The sequence below is a fragment of the Sphingomonas sp. NPDC092440 genome (assembly GCF_044754985.1).
In the GTDB taxonomy this organism is placed as follows: Bacteria; Pseudomonadota; Alphaproteobacteria; order Sphingomonadales; family Sphingomonadaceae; genus Sphingomonas.
In genome coordinates this window covers 215,454-232,361 of sequence record NZ_JBIVQA010000008.1, presented here as the reverse complement: position 1 = coordinate 232,361, position 16,908 = coordinate 215,454, and the positions used below count along the sequence as shown (strand labels likewise).

Annotated in this window: 17 protein-coding genes; 4 read left to right on the top strand and 13 right to left on the bottom strand. The window is 68.7% G+C overall.

Annotation, left to right across the window (positions count from 1 at the left end; translation table 11 throughout):
* Positions 1–58: 58 nt before the first annotated feature.
* Positions 59–1,021 carry a DUF6607 family protein gene (locus ACIQCS_RS15765; protein WP_345849043.1) on the bottom strand — a complete coding sequence of 321 codons (963 nt, stop codon included), beginning with the start codon at positions 1,019–1,021 and terminating at the stop codon, positions 59–61.
* Positions 1,022–1,032: 11 nt separating this feature from the next.
* Positions 1,033–3,216: a TonB-dependent hemoglobin/transferrin/lactoferrin family receptor gene (locus ACIQCS_RS15760; RefSeq protein ID WP_345849044.1), complete on the bottom strand. Its 2,184-nt coding sequence runs from the start codon at positions 3,214–3,216 to the stop codon at positions 1,033–1,035.
* Between the two features lie 191 nt (positions 3,217–3,407).
* On the opposite strand from ACIQCS_RS15760, the gene ACIQCS_RS15755 reads away from it, so the two are divergent.
* Complete coding sequence (locus tag ACIQCS_RS15755; protein ID WP_345849045.1) at positions 3,408–4,427, top strand: glycosyltransferase family 2 protein; 1,020 nt, start codon at positions 3,408–3,410, stop codon at positions 4,425–4,427.
* A 109-nt stretch (positions 4,428–4,536) separates the two neighbouring features.
* On the opposite strand, the gene ACIQCS_RS15750 is transcribed toward ACIQCS_RS15755, so the two are convergent.
* The gene (locus tag ACIQCS_RS15750; protein WP_345849047.1) at positions 4,537–5,268 is read right to left on the bottom strand and encodes a class I SAM-dependent methyltransferase; all 732 of its coding nucleotides are present in this window, start codon (positions 5,266–5,268) and stop codon (positions 4,537–4,539) included.
* Position 5,269: 1 nt separating this feature from the next.
* On the bottom strand, positions 5,270–5,641 hold the full coding sequence (locus ACIQCS_RS15745) for a GtrA family protein (RefSeq protein WP_280280492.1): 372 nt from the start codon (positions 5,639–5,641) through the stop codon (positions 5,270–5,272).
* A 172-nt stretch (positions 5,642–5,813) separates the two neighbouring features.
* Between ACIQCS_RS15745 and ACIQCS_RS15740 the strand changes: the two genes are divergently transcribed.
* On the top strand, positions 5,814–7,652 hold the full coding sequence (locus tag ACIQCS_RS15740) for an AcrB/AcrD/AcrF family protein (protein WP_345852020.1): 1,839 nt from the start codon (positions 5,814–5,816) through the stop codon (positions 7,650–7,652).
* 15 nt (positions 7,653–7,667) lie between these two features.
* On the opposite strand, the gene ACIQCS_RS15735 is transcribed toward ACIQCS_RS15740, so the two are convergent.
* From ACIQCS_RS15735 to ACIQCS_RS15705, 7 genes are all read right to left on the bottom strand, one after another.
* A complete protein-coding gene (locus ACIQCS_RS15735) occupies positions 7,668–8,309 on the bottom strand; it encodes a MarC family protein (protein WP_294051967.1) in 642 nt (213 codons plus the stop codon).
* Positions 8,306–8,920 (bottom strand): hypothetical protein, encoded by a 615-nt coding sequence (locus tag ACIQCS_RS15730; protein WP_345849051.1) that lies wholly within the window; start codon positions 8,918–8,920, stop codon positions 8,306–8,308. The genes ACIQCS_RS15735 and ACIQCS_RS15730 overlap by 4 nt, the downstream gene beginning before the upstream one ends.
* Entirely contained in the window at positions 8,917–9,792 is an 876-nt protein-coding gene (folD, locus tag ACIQCS_RS15725) for a bifunctional methylenetetrahydrofolate dehydrogenase/methenyltetrahydrofolate cyclohydrolase FolD (protein WP_345849052.1), read from the bottom strand. Before folD ends, ACIQCS_RS15730 begins: the two co-directional genes overlap by 4 nt.
* On the bottom strand, positions 9,782–10,090 hold the full coding sequence (locus ACIQCS_RS15720) for a DUF167 domain-containing protein (protein WP_345849054.1): 309 nt from the start codon (positions 10,088–10,090) through the stop codon (positions 9,782–9,784). The genes folD and ACIQCS_RS15720 overlap by 11 nt, the downstream gene beginning before the upstream one ends.
* A 7-nt stretch (positions 10,091–10,097) precedes the next feature.
* A complete protein-coding gene (locus ACIQCS_RS15715) occupies positions 10,098–10,394 on the bottom strand; it encodes a YggT family protein (protein ID WP_345849055.1) in 297 nt (98 codons plus the stop codon).
* A 147-nt stretch (positions 10,395–10,541) separates the two neighbouring features.
* The gene (argB, locus tag ACIQCS_RS15710; RefSeq protein ID WP_345849057.1) at positions 10,542–11,438 is read right to left on the bottom strand and encodes an acetylglutamate kinase; all 897 of its coding nucleotides are present in this window, start codon (positions 11,436–11,438) and stop codon (positions 10,542–10,544) included.
* 39 nt (positions 11,439–11,477) lie between these two features.
* Positions 11,478–12,506 (bottom strand): DUF1176 domain-containing protein, encoded by a 1,029-nt coding sequence (locus ACIQCS_RS15705; protein ID WP_401531282.1) that lies wholly within the window; start codon positions 12,504–12,506, stop codon positions 11,478–11,480.
* 32 nt (positions 12,507–12,538) lie between these two features.
* Here ACIQCS_RS15705 and ACIQCS_RS15700 point away from each other — a divergent pair, with 32 nt between their 5' ends.
* A complete protein-coding gene (locus ACIQCS_RS15700; protein WP_280280485.1) occupies positions 12,539–13,408 on the top strand; it encodes a 3-hydroxyacyl-CoA dehydrogenase NAD-binding domain-containing protein in 870 nt (289 codons plus the stop codon).
* A gap of 77 nt (positions 13,409–13,485) precedes the next feature.
* Here the strand turns inward: ACIQCS_RS15700 and ACIQCS_RS15695 are convergent, their stop codons facing one another.
* Both ACIQCS_RS15695 and ACIQCS_RS15690 read right to left on the bottom strand, forming a co-directional pair.
* Entirely contained in the window at positions 13,486–14,088 is a 603-nt protein-coding gene (locus ACIQCS_RS15695; RefSeq protein WP_345849061.1) for a PilZ domain-containing protein, read from the bottom strand.
* Between the two features lie 507 nt (positions 14,089–14,595).
* On the bottom strand, positions 14,596–15,891 hold the full coding sequence (locus ACIQCS_RS15690) for a nucleoside transporter C-terminal domain-containing protein (protein ID WP_345849063.1): 1,296 nt from the start codon (positions 15,889–15,891) through the stop codon (positions 14,596–14,598).
* Between the two features lie 329 nt (positions 15,892–16,220).
* On the opposite strand from ACIQCS_RS15690, the gene ACIQCS_RS15685 reads away from it, so the two are divergent.
* Complete coding sequence (locus ACIQCS_RS15685; protein ID WP_280280482.1) at positions 16,221–16,898, top strand: queuosine precursor transporter; 678 nt, start codon at positions 16,221–16,223, stop codon at positions 16,896–16,898.
* Positions 16,899–16,908 lie beyond the last annotated feature (10 nt).

Genomic DNA, 16,908 nt, shown 5'->3' with positions numbered 1-16,908 from the left:
CGTGCTCGCCCCCAGCCCGCTCCGACCAAGGAAAGCGGGCCTTTCCCGAGGGGGGAATCTACCGTGCGGCCCTGGTCGCCTGGTCCATCAGCGCCCGGGCGGTCCTGATCCCATCGGCCTCGCGGGTCTTGCCCTGCTGGATCTCGTCGGCGATCTCGAGCACGCGGCCGGCAATCACCGTGCCGTGATCGGCTTCCTCGGTGATGCGGATGCCGCCCTTGGCCGCGGCGATCCGGTCCCATTCGGCGCGGATCGCGGCCCAATAGCCTTTGGTCGCCGCCCAGTAATCGTCCGCCGCCTTCACGTCGAAGCCCGCGAATTTCGTATAGCTGTTGAGGACATATTCCTGGACGACGGGCGCGGTCTTGCCGTCCATCTTCAGATTGTCCTGCCAGTGGATCCAGCCGGCCGGCGCGATGGCATGGCGGTTGACGCCCAGATAGCGGTCATAGACCGGGCCGCGCACCGCGTCGCGCCGGGCGAGCGGCCGCCAGCTGCGGTTCGATTCCCAGCGGCGCACCCCGCCGACCTCGGTCCACTTGCCCCAGCCGCCATAGCGGGGGGAATCATCGACCTGGTAGACGGTCTGCGACCAGGCGCCCTGGCGCTCGGCGGCGGGCACCTCGGCCCAGGTCCAGGCATCGCGGTCCGCATAGACCAGCACCCTGGCCGGCGCATATTGCCAGTCCTGCCGCCAATGCTTGATCACCATCTTCTTGCCGTCGCCCATGTCGACGACGAGCAGATGCTGGAGCCGGATCGTCGTGCCCTTGTCCTCGATCACCCGGACGACTTCGTCGCCGCCCGAGACCTTTGCCGGGATCGGGGCATAGTCTGCGCGCCAGGAAGTGCTCTCCTGCATGTCGAACTTCACCTTGTACGTCCCCGCCATGGCGAGGATGTCGGCGCGGTCGGCCTCGAAGGCCGCTCCGGCCACCGGGGCCGGGGCGGGCGCCGGCTGGGCGAGCACCGGCGCCGGCGCCAGCAGCAGCAATGCAATCGGGAAAAGCAGCGTCCTCATGATCCTGGTCCTCAGAAGCGGTAGCTGATGGAAACCGAGCCGTTGCGGCCCGGCTGGGTGTAGGAATCGGCGCTGATCGGCACCGTCTGCCCGTTGGTCGTCGATGTCAGGCCCAAGCCCCGCACATCGTTCCACCAGGCATATTTCCTGTCGAAGATGTTGAATATGCCGGCGCGCAGCGTCAGCCCGTCGGCGATGCGGAAAAAGGCCGTCGCGTCGAGGATGGTGAAGCCGTCGGGGCGATAGCAGGGCGTGGCGCCGCACACGCCGGTGGTGGCGCTCAGCTCCTTCTGGGCGCTGTGCGTCGCGGTCAGGTCGGCGCCGAAGCGCCCGTCCGGCGCGCGATAGCCCAGGCCGATCACCAGTTTCAGGGGATCGACGGTGGAGAGCGGATTGCGCACGCCGTTCGGCTCGATCTGCTCGCCCTGGGCATAGGCCAAGGCGAGCGTGCCGGAGAGGCCATTGGCCGAGCGGGCCTGGAACCGCGCCTCGGCGCCCTTCACCCGGGCACGGTCGATATTGATGAACTGGTAGATGGCGGGATTGGCCGGAGTGCCGGCGCCGCCGGTCACTTCCTGCGAGATGAAGTCGTCATAGTCGGCGATGAACCCGGTGACGTCGAGGCTGACCGGCCCGCTGTTCAGGCGGAAGCCCGCTTCCCAGCTCTCGCTGCTTTCGGGCCGCAGGTTCGGGTTGGGCCGCGAGGTGTAGCCGAAGGCGAGGTTCGAGAAGAACTGGTTCACCTGGCTCGGCTCGGGCGCCTTGAAGCCCTGGGCATAGTTGGCGAACAGCCGGATCTCGTCGCTCAGCCGCACCACCGCGCCGAGCTTGGGCGAGACGCGCGAGCCGGACTGGGCGGCGCCGTTGAAGCTCGGCAGTAGCGGGTCGCGCCTCGGCGACAGGTCATAGGCGTCGAAGCGCAGGGCGGGATAGAGCGATACCGGGCCGAGCACGATCTCGTCGGCGATGAAGGCGCCGGCCAGCACATAGTCGGTCTCGGGAAAGGCGCGGGTCGGGAAGGTTTCGCCCGCCGGCGGCACCTTGCCGTCGCGCAGCCCTTCCTGATGCGTCCTGCTGATGTCGCCGCCGATGAGCAGGCGGTGCGTCGCCGCGCCGGTCGCGAAGCGCGCGCCGACTTCGACCGAGCCGCCGAACACGGTGTTCTCGAAGGTGTTCAGGCGTTCGCGGTCCGCTGCGGGGGTGCGGTCCTCGTCGGTGAACTGGCGGTTCTCGCCATCCTGCCACCAGACGCTGAGGCGGGCATGGTCGAACAGGCCGTCGCCCTTCCAGAACCAGTCGCCCGCGATGCGGCCGCGCCTGGTGGTGTCGCGGGCCTGGAGCAGGTCGACCGTGGCGCTCAGGCCGGTCAGCACATTGGTGAAGACATGGCTGTCCTGATATTCGCCGGTGATGCGGAAGCGGTTCCGGGCATCGGGCTCGTAGACGATGCGGCCGAGCACGGCGTTGGTGCGGCCATCCTGCGGATTGGGCTCGGTGCGCGCCGAGCCGGTGCCGCCCTTGCTGCCCTTGTTGTCGAGCTCGTGGAAGTCGCGGCGGGTATAGGAGAGCATCGCCGAGACGTCGCCGAAGCGGCCGGCGACGATGCCGGTCTCGGCGAACTCGTTGTCCGCCGAGCTGTAGCCGGCGCGGACCAGGCCGCCGATCTTCTTGCCGCCGCCGAGGAAGTCGGCCGGATCGCTGGTGGTGAAGCTGATCGCCCCGGCCAGCCCGTCGCTGCCGTAGAGCGCCGAAGCCGGGCCGCGCAGGATCTCGACCGACTTGACCAGGCCGATATCGACATAGTCGCGGCCGGCCGACTGGGCGCCGAAGGTGAAGCCGTCGGGCACCCGCACGCCATCGACCTGGATCAGCACGCGGTTGCCGCCGATGCCCCGGACGATGAAGCCTTCATTGCCGGCGCGGCCGGTGACGCCCAGCGCCGCGCCGAAGCGGGTCGGCCCGCGCGGCACGCTGATGCCCGGCTCGTAGCGGACCAGATCCCTGATGTCGGTCACCAGCTGGTCGGCGATCTTCTTCTCGTCGATCACGCTGACGGTGGCCGGCACTTCCTTCACATCGGCCGGGATGCGCGTGGCGGTGACGGTGATCGTCGAATCCTGCTGCTGCTCGGCGCCCTTCGTCTCCTGTGCCTGGGCCGGCAGCGCCGCCGCCAGCGCCCAAAGGCTGATCCCCATGCTCGTCCGCCGCATGCCCCGAAACCCTTTCTGATAATGCAAGTGATTCTCAATTGCGATGTGCGTTAGCTTCCCTGGCAGCGGAGCGTCAACCCCGTAACGGGGAGAAGCGTGGGCAGAGGCGGTCGCGTTGCGGGCGAGGCATCCATGCCGCTCGACGGCGGCTCGTCGCGACGCTAGAGCGTCCGGTCATGCAAAAGCGGCCCAAACTCTCCGTCGTCATCCCCTGCTACAATGAAGAGGCGTGCCTCGAGATGCTGCACGGCCGCGTCTCCGGCGCCGCCCGCGCCGCGGTGGGCGACGACTATGAAATCGTGCTGATCAACGACGGCTCGCGCGACAGGAGCTGGGACGTGATGCAGCGCCTCTCCGCAAGCGATCCGCGCCTCGTCGCGATCAACCTCTCGCGCAACCATGGCCATCAGCTCGCGCTCACCGCCGGGCTGGACCTGTGCGCGGGCGAGGAGATCCTGATCATCGACGCCGACCTGCAGGACCCGCCCGAGCTGCTGGCCGACATGCGCGCCGCGATGCGCTCACAGGGTGCCGACGTGGTCTATGCGGTGCGCCGCAAGCGTGACGGCGAGACGATCTTCAAGAAGATCACCGCCGCCTTCTTCTACCGCATGCTCGATCGGATCACCGACACGCCGATCCCGCTCGACACCGGCGATTTCCGCCTGATGACGCGACGCGCGCTCGATGCCTTTCTGTCGCTGCCCGAGCAGGCGCGCTTCATCCGCGGCATGGTCGCCTGGGTGGGCTTCAAGCAGGTGCCCTTCCCCTATGACCGGCACGAGCGGCATGCCGGCGAGAGCAAATATCCGCTCGGCAAGATGATCCGCTTCGCCCTGGACGCGATCACCGGCTTCTCCACCGCGCCGCTGCGCTTCGCCAGCCATGTCGGCCTGGTGCTCACCGGCCTGTCGGCGCTGCTGGTGCTCTACATCTTCGCCGGCTTCCTGATGGGCGCGGCGATCCCCGGCTGGACCTCGCTGATGCTGGTCGTCGTCGTGCTGGGCGCGGTGCAGATGTTCGTGCTCGGCATGATCGGCGAGTATCTCGGCCGGCTCTATGTCGAGTCGAAGCGCCGGCCGCTCTACATCGTCGCGGACGTCGCCGGGCCGGTGATGGGCCATGCCTCGCTTGGCTATCGCTATGCCGATTCGGGCGAGGTCAGCGTCTCGCCGGTGACGCCGCGCGAAGTCTGAGCACCACCGTCATCCCGGCGAAAGCCGGGATCTCATGCCGTAGCGCGGGACAGGAACCGCACGAGACCCCGGCTTTCGCCGGGGTGACGCATGGTGGCGGGGATGACGGTTACTGCTTCGGCTCGGCCAGCACGATGATCGACAGGCCCGGGGGCATCGGCAGCCGGCCGAGCAGATGGCGCTCCAGCCCGAACACCGTTTCGAACGCGGCGTTGAGCGGCCTGGGCGGCGGGGAATCGTCGCTGTCGTCCTTGCCGGTCAGCTTGCCGACGAAGCGCGCCGCCACTGCCACCGGAAAGAGCAGCGAGTTGAACCAGCGCAGCTTCTGCCAGCCGAGCCCGGCCTTGTGCAGCGAGGCGGTCAGCGTCGCCTTGGAATAGCGGCGCTTGTGGTGGTTCACCACGTCGTGCGCGCTCCACATCCATTGATGGGCCGGCACGGTGATCAGGATCTTGCCGCCAGGCTTGAGCACCCGGGCGATCGCCTGCAACGCCGCGACATCGTCCTCGACATGTTCGACCACGTCGAGCACCGCCACCAGGTCGTAACTGGCATCCGCCACGCCGGCGAGCTCGGGCAGCGGCGACGAGCCGACCTGCTTGCCCAGCCGCTCGCTCGCCTTGGCGGCGGCGATCTCGTCGATCTCGATCGCGTCGATCTCGCCGAACTGGGCCAGCATCGGCAGATTGTGGCCGGTGCCGCAGCCGATCTCGAGGATGCGCGCGCCGCCCGGAATGCCGGCATAGCGCTTCAGATAGTCGGAAAGGATCTCGCGGCGCGCGCGATACCACCAATGGGTGGTGTCGTGGGCGGCCATGCGCTCGTAGACGATGCGGTCCATCTTATTTGAATACCAGATAGCGGTTGAGCGCGAAGGTAACGAGCGGCGTCACGAAGACGACGGGAAGCAGCGGCACCCAGGTCTGCTGGTGCAGCGGCCCGGTGATCACCCAGGTGAAGCCCGCGTTCATCGCCATGCCGACCGACTGGACCGCAACGAACTTGGACTGGGTGCCGACGCCGCCTTCCGCTTCATGCCCCTTGAAGCTCCAGCGGCTGTGAAAGACATAGCCGAAGACCACCGCGACCAGGAAGCCCGCGATCGACGCGAGCACCGGCGGGATCGCATAGGTGGCGAGCGGCCAATAGACCAGGGCATAGACGAAGGTCGACGCCAGCCCGACGATGCCGAAGCGCACGAGCTGCCCGAACACGCCATTCGCCCACATCTCTTCGAATCGCCTGATTACCGCCGCCACAATCGCTTGCCCAAGAACCGCCGGTCGCCCTAATGCGTGGCGCGGAGCGAGGGAAGCGATTTTGACGCCAGAAGCCAAGGGCGGGTTCCGCCTCGACCGAGAACTGGACCGCAACTGGCTGCGCTGGATGGCGCTCTTCTGGTTCTGCGTGGTCGCCTGGTTCCTCCACGACCGGCAGGGCAACATCTATTGGCTGCTGCTCGGCGATACCGACGACAATATGCGCCTGATGCAGGTCCGCGCCTGGCTGGCGGGCCAGGGCTGGTACGATCTACGGCAATATCGCCTCGATCCGGCGCTGGGCGGGTTCGACATCCACTGGTCGCGCCTGGTCGACCTGCCGATCGCCGGGCTGATCCTCGCCTTCAAGCCGTTCGTCGGCACCGCCACCGCCGAGAAATGGGCGTGCGGCCTCGCGCCGCTGCTGCCGCTGGCGCTTGCCATGGCCGGGCTCTCGCTCGCCGTGCGCCGGCTCGTGGCGCCCTGGGCCTGGCCGGTGGCGCTGATCGTCCTGATGGGCTGCGCCTCCACCATGTCGATGTTCGCGCCGATGCGGATCGACCATCATGGCTGGCAGCTGGCGTTCCTGGCGATGACCGTCGCCGGGCTCGCCGATCCGCGCCGCGCCCGCGGCGGCGCCGTTGTCGGCCTGTCCAGCGCCGCCTCGCTCACCATCGGGCTCGAGATGCTGCCCTATTGCGCGATGGCCGGCGCGATCATCGCGCTGCGCTGGATCTGGGATCGCGACGATGTGCGCCGCATGCAGGTCTATGGCCTGACGCTCGGCGGCGGCTCGGCGCTCGGCTTCGCGCTCTTCGCCTCGAACGCCAACCAGGCGATGCGCTGCGACGCGCTCACGCCCGTATGGCTGACCGTGATGGTCGCCGCCGGCGCCCTGCTCTTCGCGCTGTCGCTGCGCAACCCGGCCGACCGCCGGGTCCGCCTCGTCCTTGCCGCGCTGGCCGGCGCGGCGATCGTCGCCGGCTTCGCCCTGCTGTTCCCGCAATGCCTGGGCCGCCCCGAACAGGTCTCGGACGAGCTCGCCAATACCTGGCTCAACAATGTCCGCGAGGCGCGGCCGATCTACAAGCACGCCTTCAAGACCGCCTTCCCGATGGCGGTGCTGCCGGTGATCGGCACGCTCGGCGCGCTCTTCGCCACCTGGCGCGCGCGCCGCGGCGAGGCGCTGGTCGGCTGGGCGGCGGTGGCGCTGTTCACGGCATTCGCGAGCGCGATGCTCCTCTGGCAGGTGCGTGCCGCGCCTGCCGCGCAGCTGCTGGCGGTGCCGGGATCGGTGGCATTGCTGGTCGTCGCCATTCCGTGGTTCCTGGGCATCCGCGCGCCCTTCGCGCGCTGGATCGGCGAGGGGGCCGCGCGGCTGCTCGGCATCTTCGTCCGCGTGCTGGGCACGGTCTTCGCCTTCCTGCTGCTCTCGGGCCTGTGGGCCGGGCTGGTCGTGCCCTTCTTCTCCGCCGGCAACGACGCCAAGCCGGGCAAGCCGGCGCCGCCGGACAAGGTCGCCGCCGCCAACGCCGCCTGCGCGCGGATGAGCAACCTGCGCGTGCTCGACGACGTGCCGGCCGGGATCGTCTTCACGCATGTCGATCTGGGCCCGCGCCTGATCACCGTCACGCATCACAGCGGCATCGCCGGCCCCTATCACCGCAACGGCCGCGCGATCCTCGACGTCCACCACGCCTTCACCTGGGCGACGCCGAACTTCCGGCCGATCGCCGCCGCGCACAAGGCGCAATATCTGCTGATCTGTCCGAACCTGTCGGAGACGACGCTCTACCGCAGCCGCGGGCCGAACGGCTTCTATGCGCAGCTGGCGAAGGGCGAGGTGCCGAACTGGCTCGAGCCGGTGCCGCTGCGCGCGGTCCAGCCGGGCAAGCCGCTGCCGTTCAAGCTGTGGCGGATCCGCTACGACCTGCCGGAAATGCCGGCGGAACCCGCGAAACGCTGAACGCCTTCCGGGGCCTCAGTGCCCCGTCGCCGCCCGCCCCGCGACCAGCGCCGCGCTGATCCCGTCGATCACGAACTGCACCGCCAGCGCGCCCAGCAGCACGCCGAGCAGCCGCGACACCACCGCCTCGATCTTCGCCCCCACCACGCGCATCAGCGGACCGGCGGCGAGCAGCGCCAGCATGGTGAGCAGCAGGATGGCCGCCATCGCCGCCAGCACCACCGTCGTCCGCTCGACGCCATTGTTCTGCGACATCAGCAGCATCACCGAGGCGATCGAGCCGGGGCCCGCGATCATCGGCATCGCCATCGGGAAGATCGAGATGTCGGTCGGCTCGCTGGCCTTCACCTTCTCGGCCCGGTCCTCGCGCCGCTCGGTGCGCTTCTCGAACACCATTTCGAGCGCGATCAGGAACAGCATGATGCCGCCGGCGATCTTGAAGGCGTTGAGGCTGATGCCGAGCGCGCGCAGCAGCACCTCGCCGAACAGCGCGAAGCCGAACAGGATGACCGCGGCGACCACCACCGCGCGCACCGCCATCGCCCGGCGATGCGCCGCGCTGGTGCCGGCGGTGAGCCCCGCGAAGATCGGCGCGCAGCCGGGCGGATCGATCACCACGAAGAAGGTGACGAAGGCGGAAATGAACAGCTCGATCATTTCGGTGCAGCCACTCCGTCGGAAACGCATACCTCGAACGCGTCGCCATTCCAGATCCACACGGTGAATATGCGCGCGCCATCGGGCGTAACCTGCCAATGCCACCGGATCGTCCCGTCGGATGAAGCACCATCCCCCAGCTTCGCACCCGGGGTCGAGAGGATCGACGACATAATCGGCTGCGGCAACGGTGCGCAGGATGCCCGGACCAGCTTCGGCTCGACCGGGCGGCCGCGATCGCTTTTCAGCTTGTCGCCATGGTCGAGCCGCCATTGCCAGCTGCCATCTACCTGGCGCTTCCAGACGGTCGTAAAATAACCGACCTTACCGCCCGGCCAACGCACGCCGCCGCTGTTCACCGCATAGTTGCCGTCGCATGAAACATAGCTCTCCGTCGGCCACCAAGTGATGGACCTTGGCGGATCCTTGCGATCCTTCAGCCAGTCCTGCGCCTTCACCGGCTGCGGCACGAGCATCGTCGCGCCCTCCGCCGCATATTCGCGGAACGCCGTCCACTGGCCCTTGGCCTGGGCCGCCGCGTTGAATGCGCGCTCGGCATCGACAGCGCTCTGCGGCGCCGCGGCCTGGAGGATCAGCGCGGCAAGGATCATATCGCGCCCTTGGCCAGCGGCACGCCGGCATTGCGGTGCGCCGCGACCAGGGTGTTGCGCAGCAGGCAGGCGATCGTCATCGGCCCGACGCCGCCCGGCACCGGCGTGATCGCGCCCGCCACGCTCGCCGCGCTGTCGAAGTCGACATCGCCGACCAGGCCCGCGTCCGTCCGGTTGATGCCCACGTCGATCACCGTCGCGCCCGGCTTCAGCCACTCGCCCTTGACGAAATGCGCCCGGCCCACCGCCGCGACGACGATATCGGCATGCTTCAGATAGTGCGGCAAATTGCGCGTCCTGGAATGGACTAGCGTCACCGTCGCGCTCGCGCGGGTCAGCAGCGCCGCCATCGGCTTGCCGACGATGTTCGAGCGGCCGATCACCACCGCGTCGAGCCCGCTCAAATCGCCCAGCCGGTCCTCGAGCAGCATCAGGCAGCCGAGCGGGGTGCAGGGCACGAAGCCGTGCAGCCCGGTCGCCAGCCGCCCGGCATTGACCGGGTGGAAGCCGTCGACATCCTTGTCCGGATCGATCCGGGTGAGCACCGCCTGCTCGTCGATATGCTTCGGCAGCGGCAGCTGGACGAGGATGCCGTCCACCTCGGGATCGGCATTGAGCTTGTCGACCAGCGCGATCAGCGTCGCCTGGGTCGTGTCGGCGCCCAGCTTGTGCTCGAAGCTCTCCATGCCGCACTCGCGCGTCATCCTGCCCTTGGAGCGGACATAGACGGCGGACGCCGGATCCTCGCCCACCAGCACCACGGCAAGCCCGGGCGCGCGCCCCGCCCTTTCCCGGAACGCGGGAACCAGTTCCGCCACGCGGGCGCGCAGGCCCGCGGCGAACGCCTTGCCGTCGATGATCTCAGCCGTCATGCGCCCCGCCATAGAGCCTGTGCGCGATATCTTCCAGCGCCGCGGGATCGCCCGCCACGCGAAGCCGCTTGTGCCGCGCCGTATCGCCCGCGATCAGCGTCACCGCGCGCTTCGGCACGCCGAAGACGCTCGCCACCAGCGGCACCAGCGCGGCATTGGCTGCGCCATCCACCGGCGGCGCGGCGAGCCGGGCGGCGAAATGCTCGCCGGTGCCCGCCGCAAAGGCATCGCGCGACGCGCGCGGCGTCACCCGGACGGCGATCTCGATCCCGTCCGCCAGGCGCCGCCAGGCCGGCATCCCAGGCTCAATAGGCCGCGGAGGCCAACTGCGCCGCGAGCGTGGGCAGGACGAAGTTGCTGAGCACGTAGATGATCAGCAGCGCCACGAGCGGGCTCAGGTCGAGCGCGCCGAAATCGGGCAGGATCCTCCGGATCGGGCGATAGATCGGCCGCGTGATCACTTCGAGCGCCTGCCAGACCGAGCGGACGAACTCGTTGTAGAGGTTGATCACGTTGAACACGATCAGCCACGACAGGATTGCCTGCACGATGATGACGATGCTCAGCGCCGACAGCAGGAAGCCGATGATGTCGAGGATCATGAGTAGGAAGGGGATCAAAGCGCTCTCCGAGGTCTCTTGCGGCACAGATTAGGGAATGCCGCGCCCCGCAACAACCCCGGCGCGCGCTTGTGCGGGTTCGATGAACCGGGGGCGCGGCTCGCCGGGCGGCCCGGCGCACCCCATGGATCAGGCGTGGACGAGCGTGCCCGCGCCGCGCCGCGTGAAGATCTCCAGCAGCATAGCGTGCGGCACGCGGCCATCGAGGATCACCGCCGCGTCGACGCCCTGCTCGACGGCATGCACGCAGGTCTCGACCTTGGGGATCATGCCCCCCTTGATCGTGCCGTCGGCCTTGAGCGCGGCGATGCGCGCCGGATCGAGGTCGGTCATCAGTTCGCCCGACTTGTCGAGCACGCCGGCCACGTCGGTGAGCAGGAAGAAGCGCGAGGCGCCGCAGGCGCTGGCGATCGCGCCGGCCATGGTGTCCGCGTTGATGTTGTAGGTGTGGCCGTCCGCACCCAGCGCGATCGGCGCGACCACGGGGATGAAGCCCTGCGCCGCCAGCGAATGGAGGATCGCCGGATTGACGCCGGTCGGCTCGCCCACAAAGCCCAGGTCGACATGGCGCTCGATGCCCTGGAGCGGATCGGCCTCGCGCCCGGTCACCTTCTCCGCGGTGACGAGCCCGGCATCCTTGCCCGAAATGCCGACCGCGCGGCCGCCCGCGGCGCCGATCCAGCTGACGATCTCCTTGTTGATCGATCCGGCGAGGACCATCTCGGCGATCTTCGCCGTCTCCGAATCGGTCACGCGGAGCCCGCCGACGAAGTTCGATTCGACGCCCAGCCGCTTGAGCATCGCGCCGATCTGGGGCCCGCCGCCATGGACGACGATCGGATTGATGCCCACGGCCTTCAGCAGCACCACGTCCTCGGCGAAGTCACGCTGCAGCTCGGGATCGCCCATTGCGTGGCCGCCATATTTCACGACGAAGGTCGCGCCGGCATAACGCTGCAGATAGGGCAGCGCCTCGACGAGCGTTTCGGCCTTGGCGAGCAGCGCGGGATCGGGGGCGTTGGTCATGCGCGGCCCATAGGGCCGGTGGGCGGGTCCCGCAACTTGTCAGCGAAACACCGCGGTCGCGCGGTAGGTGGCAAGCCAGTTGGCGGAGCCCCGGCATTCGCGCATCACCCGCTCCTCGGTCCGCCGGAAGCGCGCGCCATCCCAGACATAGGCCTGGCTCTGGCCGCAATCGCCCACGCCGCGCCCCTTGGCGAAAGTGGAGAGGACGCCCGCCTTGTCGAAGCCGGCATTGACCAGCATGCCGTCATTGCCGTCGTCGAACGCCGCGCGCACCGCCTTGCCGCCCGCCAGCACGAAGGCGACGGTGCTGTAGTTATAGGCCCCCGCGCCGCAGGGAATCAGCGCCAGCGTCTTGCCGCCGCCCAGCGCATAGGTGGCGACTTCGGGCACGGTCTCGGCCCCGTCATACAGCCCGTCGCAATCGCTCTGTTTCTCCAGCGTCGCGCGCAGGGCCCTGGAGACGCCGGCGGGAGTCCCCGAAGGACGAAGGGCCGCTATGCGCTCGGGCGGCCGGGCGGCGGGCACCGCGCCGGCGGGCTTGCCGCCCCTGGCCACCACCGCGGTCACCGTGCCGGCCCGCCCCTGATCGGCATCGATATGGCGCAGCGCGGCCGAGGAGCCGGCAAGCGAGATGCGGGCCACGACCTGGCCGGCGGCACCGACCAGCGCCGCTTCCTTGCCGTTGGGCAGGGCGGCGGCGATCTTCGCGGCATCGGCGCCCCGAAAGGTCGCGCTGTCGCCGGCGGCGGCGGCCGCGGCGGCGATCGCGACTCCGTCGACCTGGAGGATGGCCTTGCCGTCCAGCTTGCCGGAAGGCCAGACCTGCACGGTGAACGCCCCCGCCGGACCGGCGCCGCGGGTGAGCGCCATGCTCGCGTCATAGCCCGAACCCTCTTCGGGCACGGCCTGGTCGCCGGGATAGAGCGAGGTCATCTCGCAGCCGTGCAGATTGTCGCAGGCGACCGCCCAATCGCCATAGAGCTTTTCCGGACCGTCCTGCGGGACCGGCATGGCGAGGAGGAGCGCGAGGATCGACATGGCGGCGAGCCTAGCCGATTCGCCGATCACCGGGTAGGAGCCTGCGACAAAGGAGACAGATGATGAAGACGGTGGGCGTGATCGGTGCGGGGCAGATGGGCGCGGGCATCGCGCAAGTTTCGGCCCAGGCGGGCTATGCCGTGCTGCTGTCGGACGTCGATCAGGCGCGGGCCGAAGCCGGCAAGGCGGGGATCGCCAGGCAGCTCGCCCGCGCCGTGGAGAAGGAGAAGATCGCCCAGGCCGATGCCGAAGCCGCGCTCGGCCGGATCACCTGTGTCGGCGGCACCGATGGCTTTGCCCCCTGCGACCTCGTCATCGAGGCCGCGACCGAGCGGGAGGCGATCAAGCGCCAGATCTTCGAGAATGTCGGCAAGGTGCTGGGCCCGCAGGCGATCCTGGCCAGCAACACCTCGTCGATCCCGATCACTCGCCTCGCCCAGGCCGCGCCCGATGCCGGCCGGTTCATGGGAGTGCATTTCTTCAACCCGGTGCCAGTGATGGGCCTGATCGAGCTGATCCGCGGCCTGGCGACATCGGACGGCACCGTCGCGGCGGTCGAGGCCTTTGGCCAGTCGCTCGGCAAGCGCATCGTCCATGCCAATGACGCGCCGGGCTTCATCGTCAACCGGGTGCTGATGCCGATGCTCAACGAGGCCTGTTTCGCGCTGGGCGAAGGCGTGGCGACGATCCCGGACATCGACGCGGCCTGCCAGCTCGGCCTCAACCATCCGATGGGGCCCTTCACCCTCGCCGACTTCATCGGGCTCGATACCTGTCTCGAGATCACCCGCGTGCTGTTCGAAGGCACGGGCGATCCCAAGTTCCGCCCGGCGCCCCTGCTGGTCAAATATGTCGAGGCCGGCTGGTATGGCCGCAAGACCAAGCGCGGCTTCTACGACTATACGGGCGCGGAGCCGGTGCCGACGCGCTAGGTTCGGAACCCGGACAGATATCCGTTCTCTGCCGTCATCCCGGCGCAAGGCCGGGGTGACGAAGCAAGAGTAGGGTCCTAGATCTGGGCCTCGGCCCCCTCCCCGGCCAGCTCGGCCTGACGATCGAGCGCCCATCTGGCGAGCGTGTCGAAGGGGATCGCGGCGAGGAAACCGATCCCCGCCCGGCCGTCATGCGCCCAGCGCACCACGCCGCGCCGCGGATCGAGCCCATGGACGCCCACGGTCACCGCGTCGCCTTCGCGGAGGAAATCGGCCTCGACCTTCACGCCGCCCTGCGACACGTCGACCAGCGTGACGCTCACCCGCATGCCCTCGGCCACCAGGCTCACCGGGCAGGCGATGCGCAGCCGCGGCATGCGCTGGGTCAGCCCCGGCTCGCCATGCACCGGCGCGTGGAGCACTTCGAGCACGTCGATGCGTTCGTCGAACTGCACGCCGATCATCCCGTCCGCCGACCAGGCGATGCGCCCGGATATCCTGTTGCCCGAGCGGATCTCCACCGTCACCGGCTCGGCGGGCGGCAAGTCGGTATGGAGCTTCCCCATCAGGCCGCCGGGCGAGATGTTGCGGATCAGGCAGAGCGCCTCATAGCCGCCCCACCGCAGCATCGCGGACCGATAGACCGAGATTTTCGAGCGATCGTCGATTCGACGTTCCATGACGGGCACTTCGGGCTGGAAGGAGATTTCGGTGCGGATGTCTGCCTCCGACGGCGTGTTGATGGTGACCCGCGGAGAACATGCGTCCGGCAGATGTCTGTAACGTTTCGAAGGCACAACGATCCGTGGTAAATGCGGGCGTGCCGGCCTTCCCGCGGCATCGGCCTGCGGGAAGGCGATTTGCAGGCAGCTCCCCACCCGGCCGAGCGCTTCCTCGCCGGGCGTCGGCGGGGATCGTCGCAGGATACGCAGCGGACGAACGTCCGGGCCCGAAGCAAGCAAACTGGTCACGCAGCACTCCAGCAAGATGCCTGGAGAACGCACATCGGGCGATCGTTCCGCGACGAAGCCCGCGGCACGAACGTTCGATGGCGCGCGACCCGCTCTCCATCCGATGTCGGTTGTTATCGCGGGCCCAGCGCGCCCCCGGCGCAGCGTTGTTCCCGCGGATTTACCCGATCTCTACCGAGCGGCCGGTAACCAAAAAGTTAACGCGGCCGGACCGGATCAGGGGAGCAGCAGCCCCGCCAGCGCGGCGCTCATCAGGTTCGCCAGGCTGCCCGCGATCAGCGCGCGGATGCCGAGCTTGGCGATCATGGGCCGCTGGTTGGGCGCCAGGCTGCCCGTCGCCGCCATCTGGATCGCGATCGAGCTGAAATTGGCGAAGCCGCACAGCGCGAAGGTGATGATCGCCCGGGTGCGCGGGGCGAGATCGGTCATCGCGCCCAGATCGATGAAGGCGACGAACTCGTTGAGCACGACCTTGGTGCCGAACAGCCCGCCCGCCGCCGTCGCCTCGTGCCACGAGATGCCGAGCAGATACATCACCGGCGCGAACACCGTGCCGATGATCTTCTGGAAGCTGAGATTCTGGAAAACCTCCGCCCAGGCGGCATGGCCGCTCAGCTCGTAGATCCAATTGCCCGCGCCGGCGAGCAGGCCGTTGGCGAGCGCCACCAGCGCGACGAAGGCGAGCACCATCGCCCCCACCGCCACGGCGATCTTGACGCCGGTCGAGGCGCCGGTCGCCGCGGCCATGATGAGGTTGGCGGCGCGCTCTTCCTCGATATCGTGCTCGGCGATCCGGATCGCCTCGTCCTCGGCCTGGTCGCCGAGCGGCAGCTCGCCTTCCTTGGCCGGCGCATCGGGCATGATGATCTTGGCCATCAGCAGGCCGCCCGGCGCCGCCATGAACGACGCGGCCAGCAGATAGGGGAGCGCCGTCGGCCCCAACAGGCTGGCATAGGCGGCGAGGATCGTGCCGGCGACGCCCGCCATGCCGACGCTCATCACCGCGAAGAGCTGCGAAGGAGTGAGCCGGGCGAGATAGGGGCGGATGACGAGCGGCGATTCGCTCTGGCCGACGAAGATGTTCGCCGCCGCGCACAGCGATTCGACCTTGGTGGTGCCCACCACCTTCTCGATCGCGCCGCCGATCCAGCGGATCACGAACTGCATCACGCCGAGATGATAGAGGATCGACACGAGCGCGGCGAAGAAGATGATCACCGGCAGCGCCGCGATCGCGAAGCTCTGCCCCCCCAGCTCGGGCTTGGCGAGCGGCCCGAACAGGAAGCTGGTGCCGGCGCCCGCATAGCCGAGCAGCGCGGAGACGCCGTTGGACATGCCGTGCAGCGCCGCCTGGCCCCAGCTCGTGCGCAGCACCAGCGCGGCGATGCCCGCCTGCAGCAGGAAGGCGGCACCGACGATGCGCAGGTTGATCGCGCGCTTGTCCGACGAGAGCAGGAAGGCGATGCCAAGGATCGCGACCACGCCGAAGATGCCGATCGGAAACTGATTCAACTGCTTATTCCCCCAAGGCGTACGCCCAAGCCTCCCACCATACACGCTCGCTACGGCAAGGCCAGAGGCAGCCGATTCCGTTCCCCGCGAGCGCTTTGCCACGGAAGGTCACAAAGTTCGGAACCGCTCGCGTGGGCCCATGCGTGCGCCCGCGCGAGCGCACGCTTCGCGTCCCCGCGCGGCGCGAACAGCCGGCGGGAGGTTGCAGAATCGAGATGATCGGACGTCCACGGCCCAACTAGAACAGATAGAGAACATTGTCAAGCGGAATTCATCGCGCGCCGGTGCCGGGGACTTGCGGCGCGGACATTTCCCGCTAGCGTCCGGCCATGGACACTATCCGCATCCCGCGTTCGCTCTTCTTCCTATCGATCTTCTATGGCGGCATGGTCTGCATCGCCGGCGTGCTCGGCAACAAGCAGGTCTCGCTCGGGCCGATCTCGCAGATCGGCAACTGGGTGGGCGTGGGCCCGCTCGCGGTCGAGGCGGGCATCTTCGCCTTCCTGCTGCTCGTCTCGGTCTCCAGCGCAGTCGCCGAGCTGCACGGGCCGGACACGGCGCGGCGGCTGGTGCTGCTCGGCTTCGTGCCGCTGGTCACTTCGGTCCTGCTGTCGATCCTCGTCCTCGGCCTGCCCGCGTCGCCGAGCATGGAGCCCGACCGGCTCCACGCCTTCGAGCTGATGATGGCGGGCACGCCGCGCATCTGGCTGGGCGGGATCATCGCCTATGGCATCTCGCAGATCCTCAACGTCACCATCTTCTCGGCGCTCAAGAGCGGCGGCGGCCGGCTGCTCTGGCTCCGCGCCGCGATCGCTTCGGTGCTGAGCCAGATCGCCGACACGCTGATCTTCATCTCCGTCGCCTTTTACGGCGTGTTCCCGATCGGCGAGCTGCTGGTCGGCCAGATGCTCACCAAGGTGGTGCTGAGCGTGGTGCTGGTGCCGCCGGCCATCTACCTGTTCGTGGCGCTGGGCCGGATGCTCGACGGGCGGCGCGGGCTGAATTGAGGGCTTCAAT

Bases quoted from the DNA above. Each gene is read 5' to 3' on its own strand.
- ACIQCS_RS15765 (WP_345849043.1), bottom strand. From the start codon at position 1,021: ATGAGGACGCTGCTTTTCCCGATTGCATTGCTGCTGCTGGCGCCGGCG.
- ACIQCS_RS15760 (WP_345849044.1), bottom strand. From the start codon at position 3,216: ATGGGGATCAGCCTTTGGGCGCTGGCGGCGGCGCTGCCGGCCCAGGCA.
- ACIQCS_RS15755 (WP_345849045.1), top strand. From the start codon at position 3,408: ATGCAAAAGCGGCCCAAACTCTCCGTCGTCATCCCCTGCTACAATGAA.
- ACIQCS_RS15750 (WP_345849047.1), bottom strand. From the start codon at position 5,268: ATGGACCGCATCGTCTACGAGCGCATGGCCGCCCACGACACCACCCAT.
- ACIQCS_RS15740 (WP_345852020.1), top strand. From the start codon at position 5,814: ATGGCGCTCTTCTGGTTCTGCGTGGTCGCCTGGTTCCTCCACGACCGG.
- ACIQCS_RS15735 (WP_294051967.1), bottom strand. From the start codon at position 8,309: ATGATCGAGCTGTTCATTTCCGCCTTCGTCACCTTCTTCGTGGTGATC.
- ACIQCS_RS15730 (WP_345849051.1), bottom strand. From the start codon at position 8,920: ATGATCCTTGCCGCGCTGATCCTCCAGGCCGCGGCGCCGCAGAGCGCT.
- folD (WP_345849052.1), bottom strand. From the start codon at position 9,792: ATGACGGCTGAGATCATCGACGGCAAGGCGTTCGCCGCGGGCCTGCGC.
- ACIQCS_RS15720 (WP_345849054.1), bottom strand. From the start codon at position 10,090: ATGCCGGCCTGGCGGCGCCTGGCGGACGGGATCGAGATCGCCGTCCGG.
- ACIQCS_RS15715 (WP_345849055.1), bottom strand. From the start codon at position 10,394: ATGATCCTCGACATCATCGGCTTCCTGCTGTCGGCGCTGAGCATCGTC.
- argB (WP_345849057.1), bottom strand. From the start codon at position 11,438: ATGACCAACGCCCCCGATCCCGCGCTGCTCGCCAAGGCCGAAACGCTC.
- ACIQCS_RS15700 (WP_280280485.1), top strand. From the start codon at position 12,539: ATGAAGACGGTGGGCGTGATCGGTGCGGGGCAGATGGGCGCGGGCATC.
- ACIQCS_RS15695 (WP_345849061.1), bottom strand. From the start codon at position 14,088: ATGGAACGTCGAATCGACGATCGCTCGAAAATCTCGGTCTATCGGTCC.
- ACIQCS_RS15685 (WP_280280482.1), top strand. From the start codon at position 16,221: ATGGACACTATCCGCATCCCGCGTTCGCTCTTCTTCCTATCGATCTTC.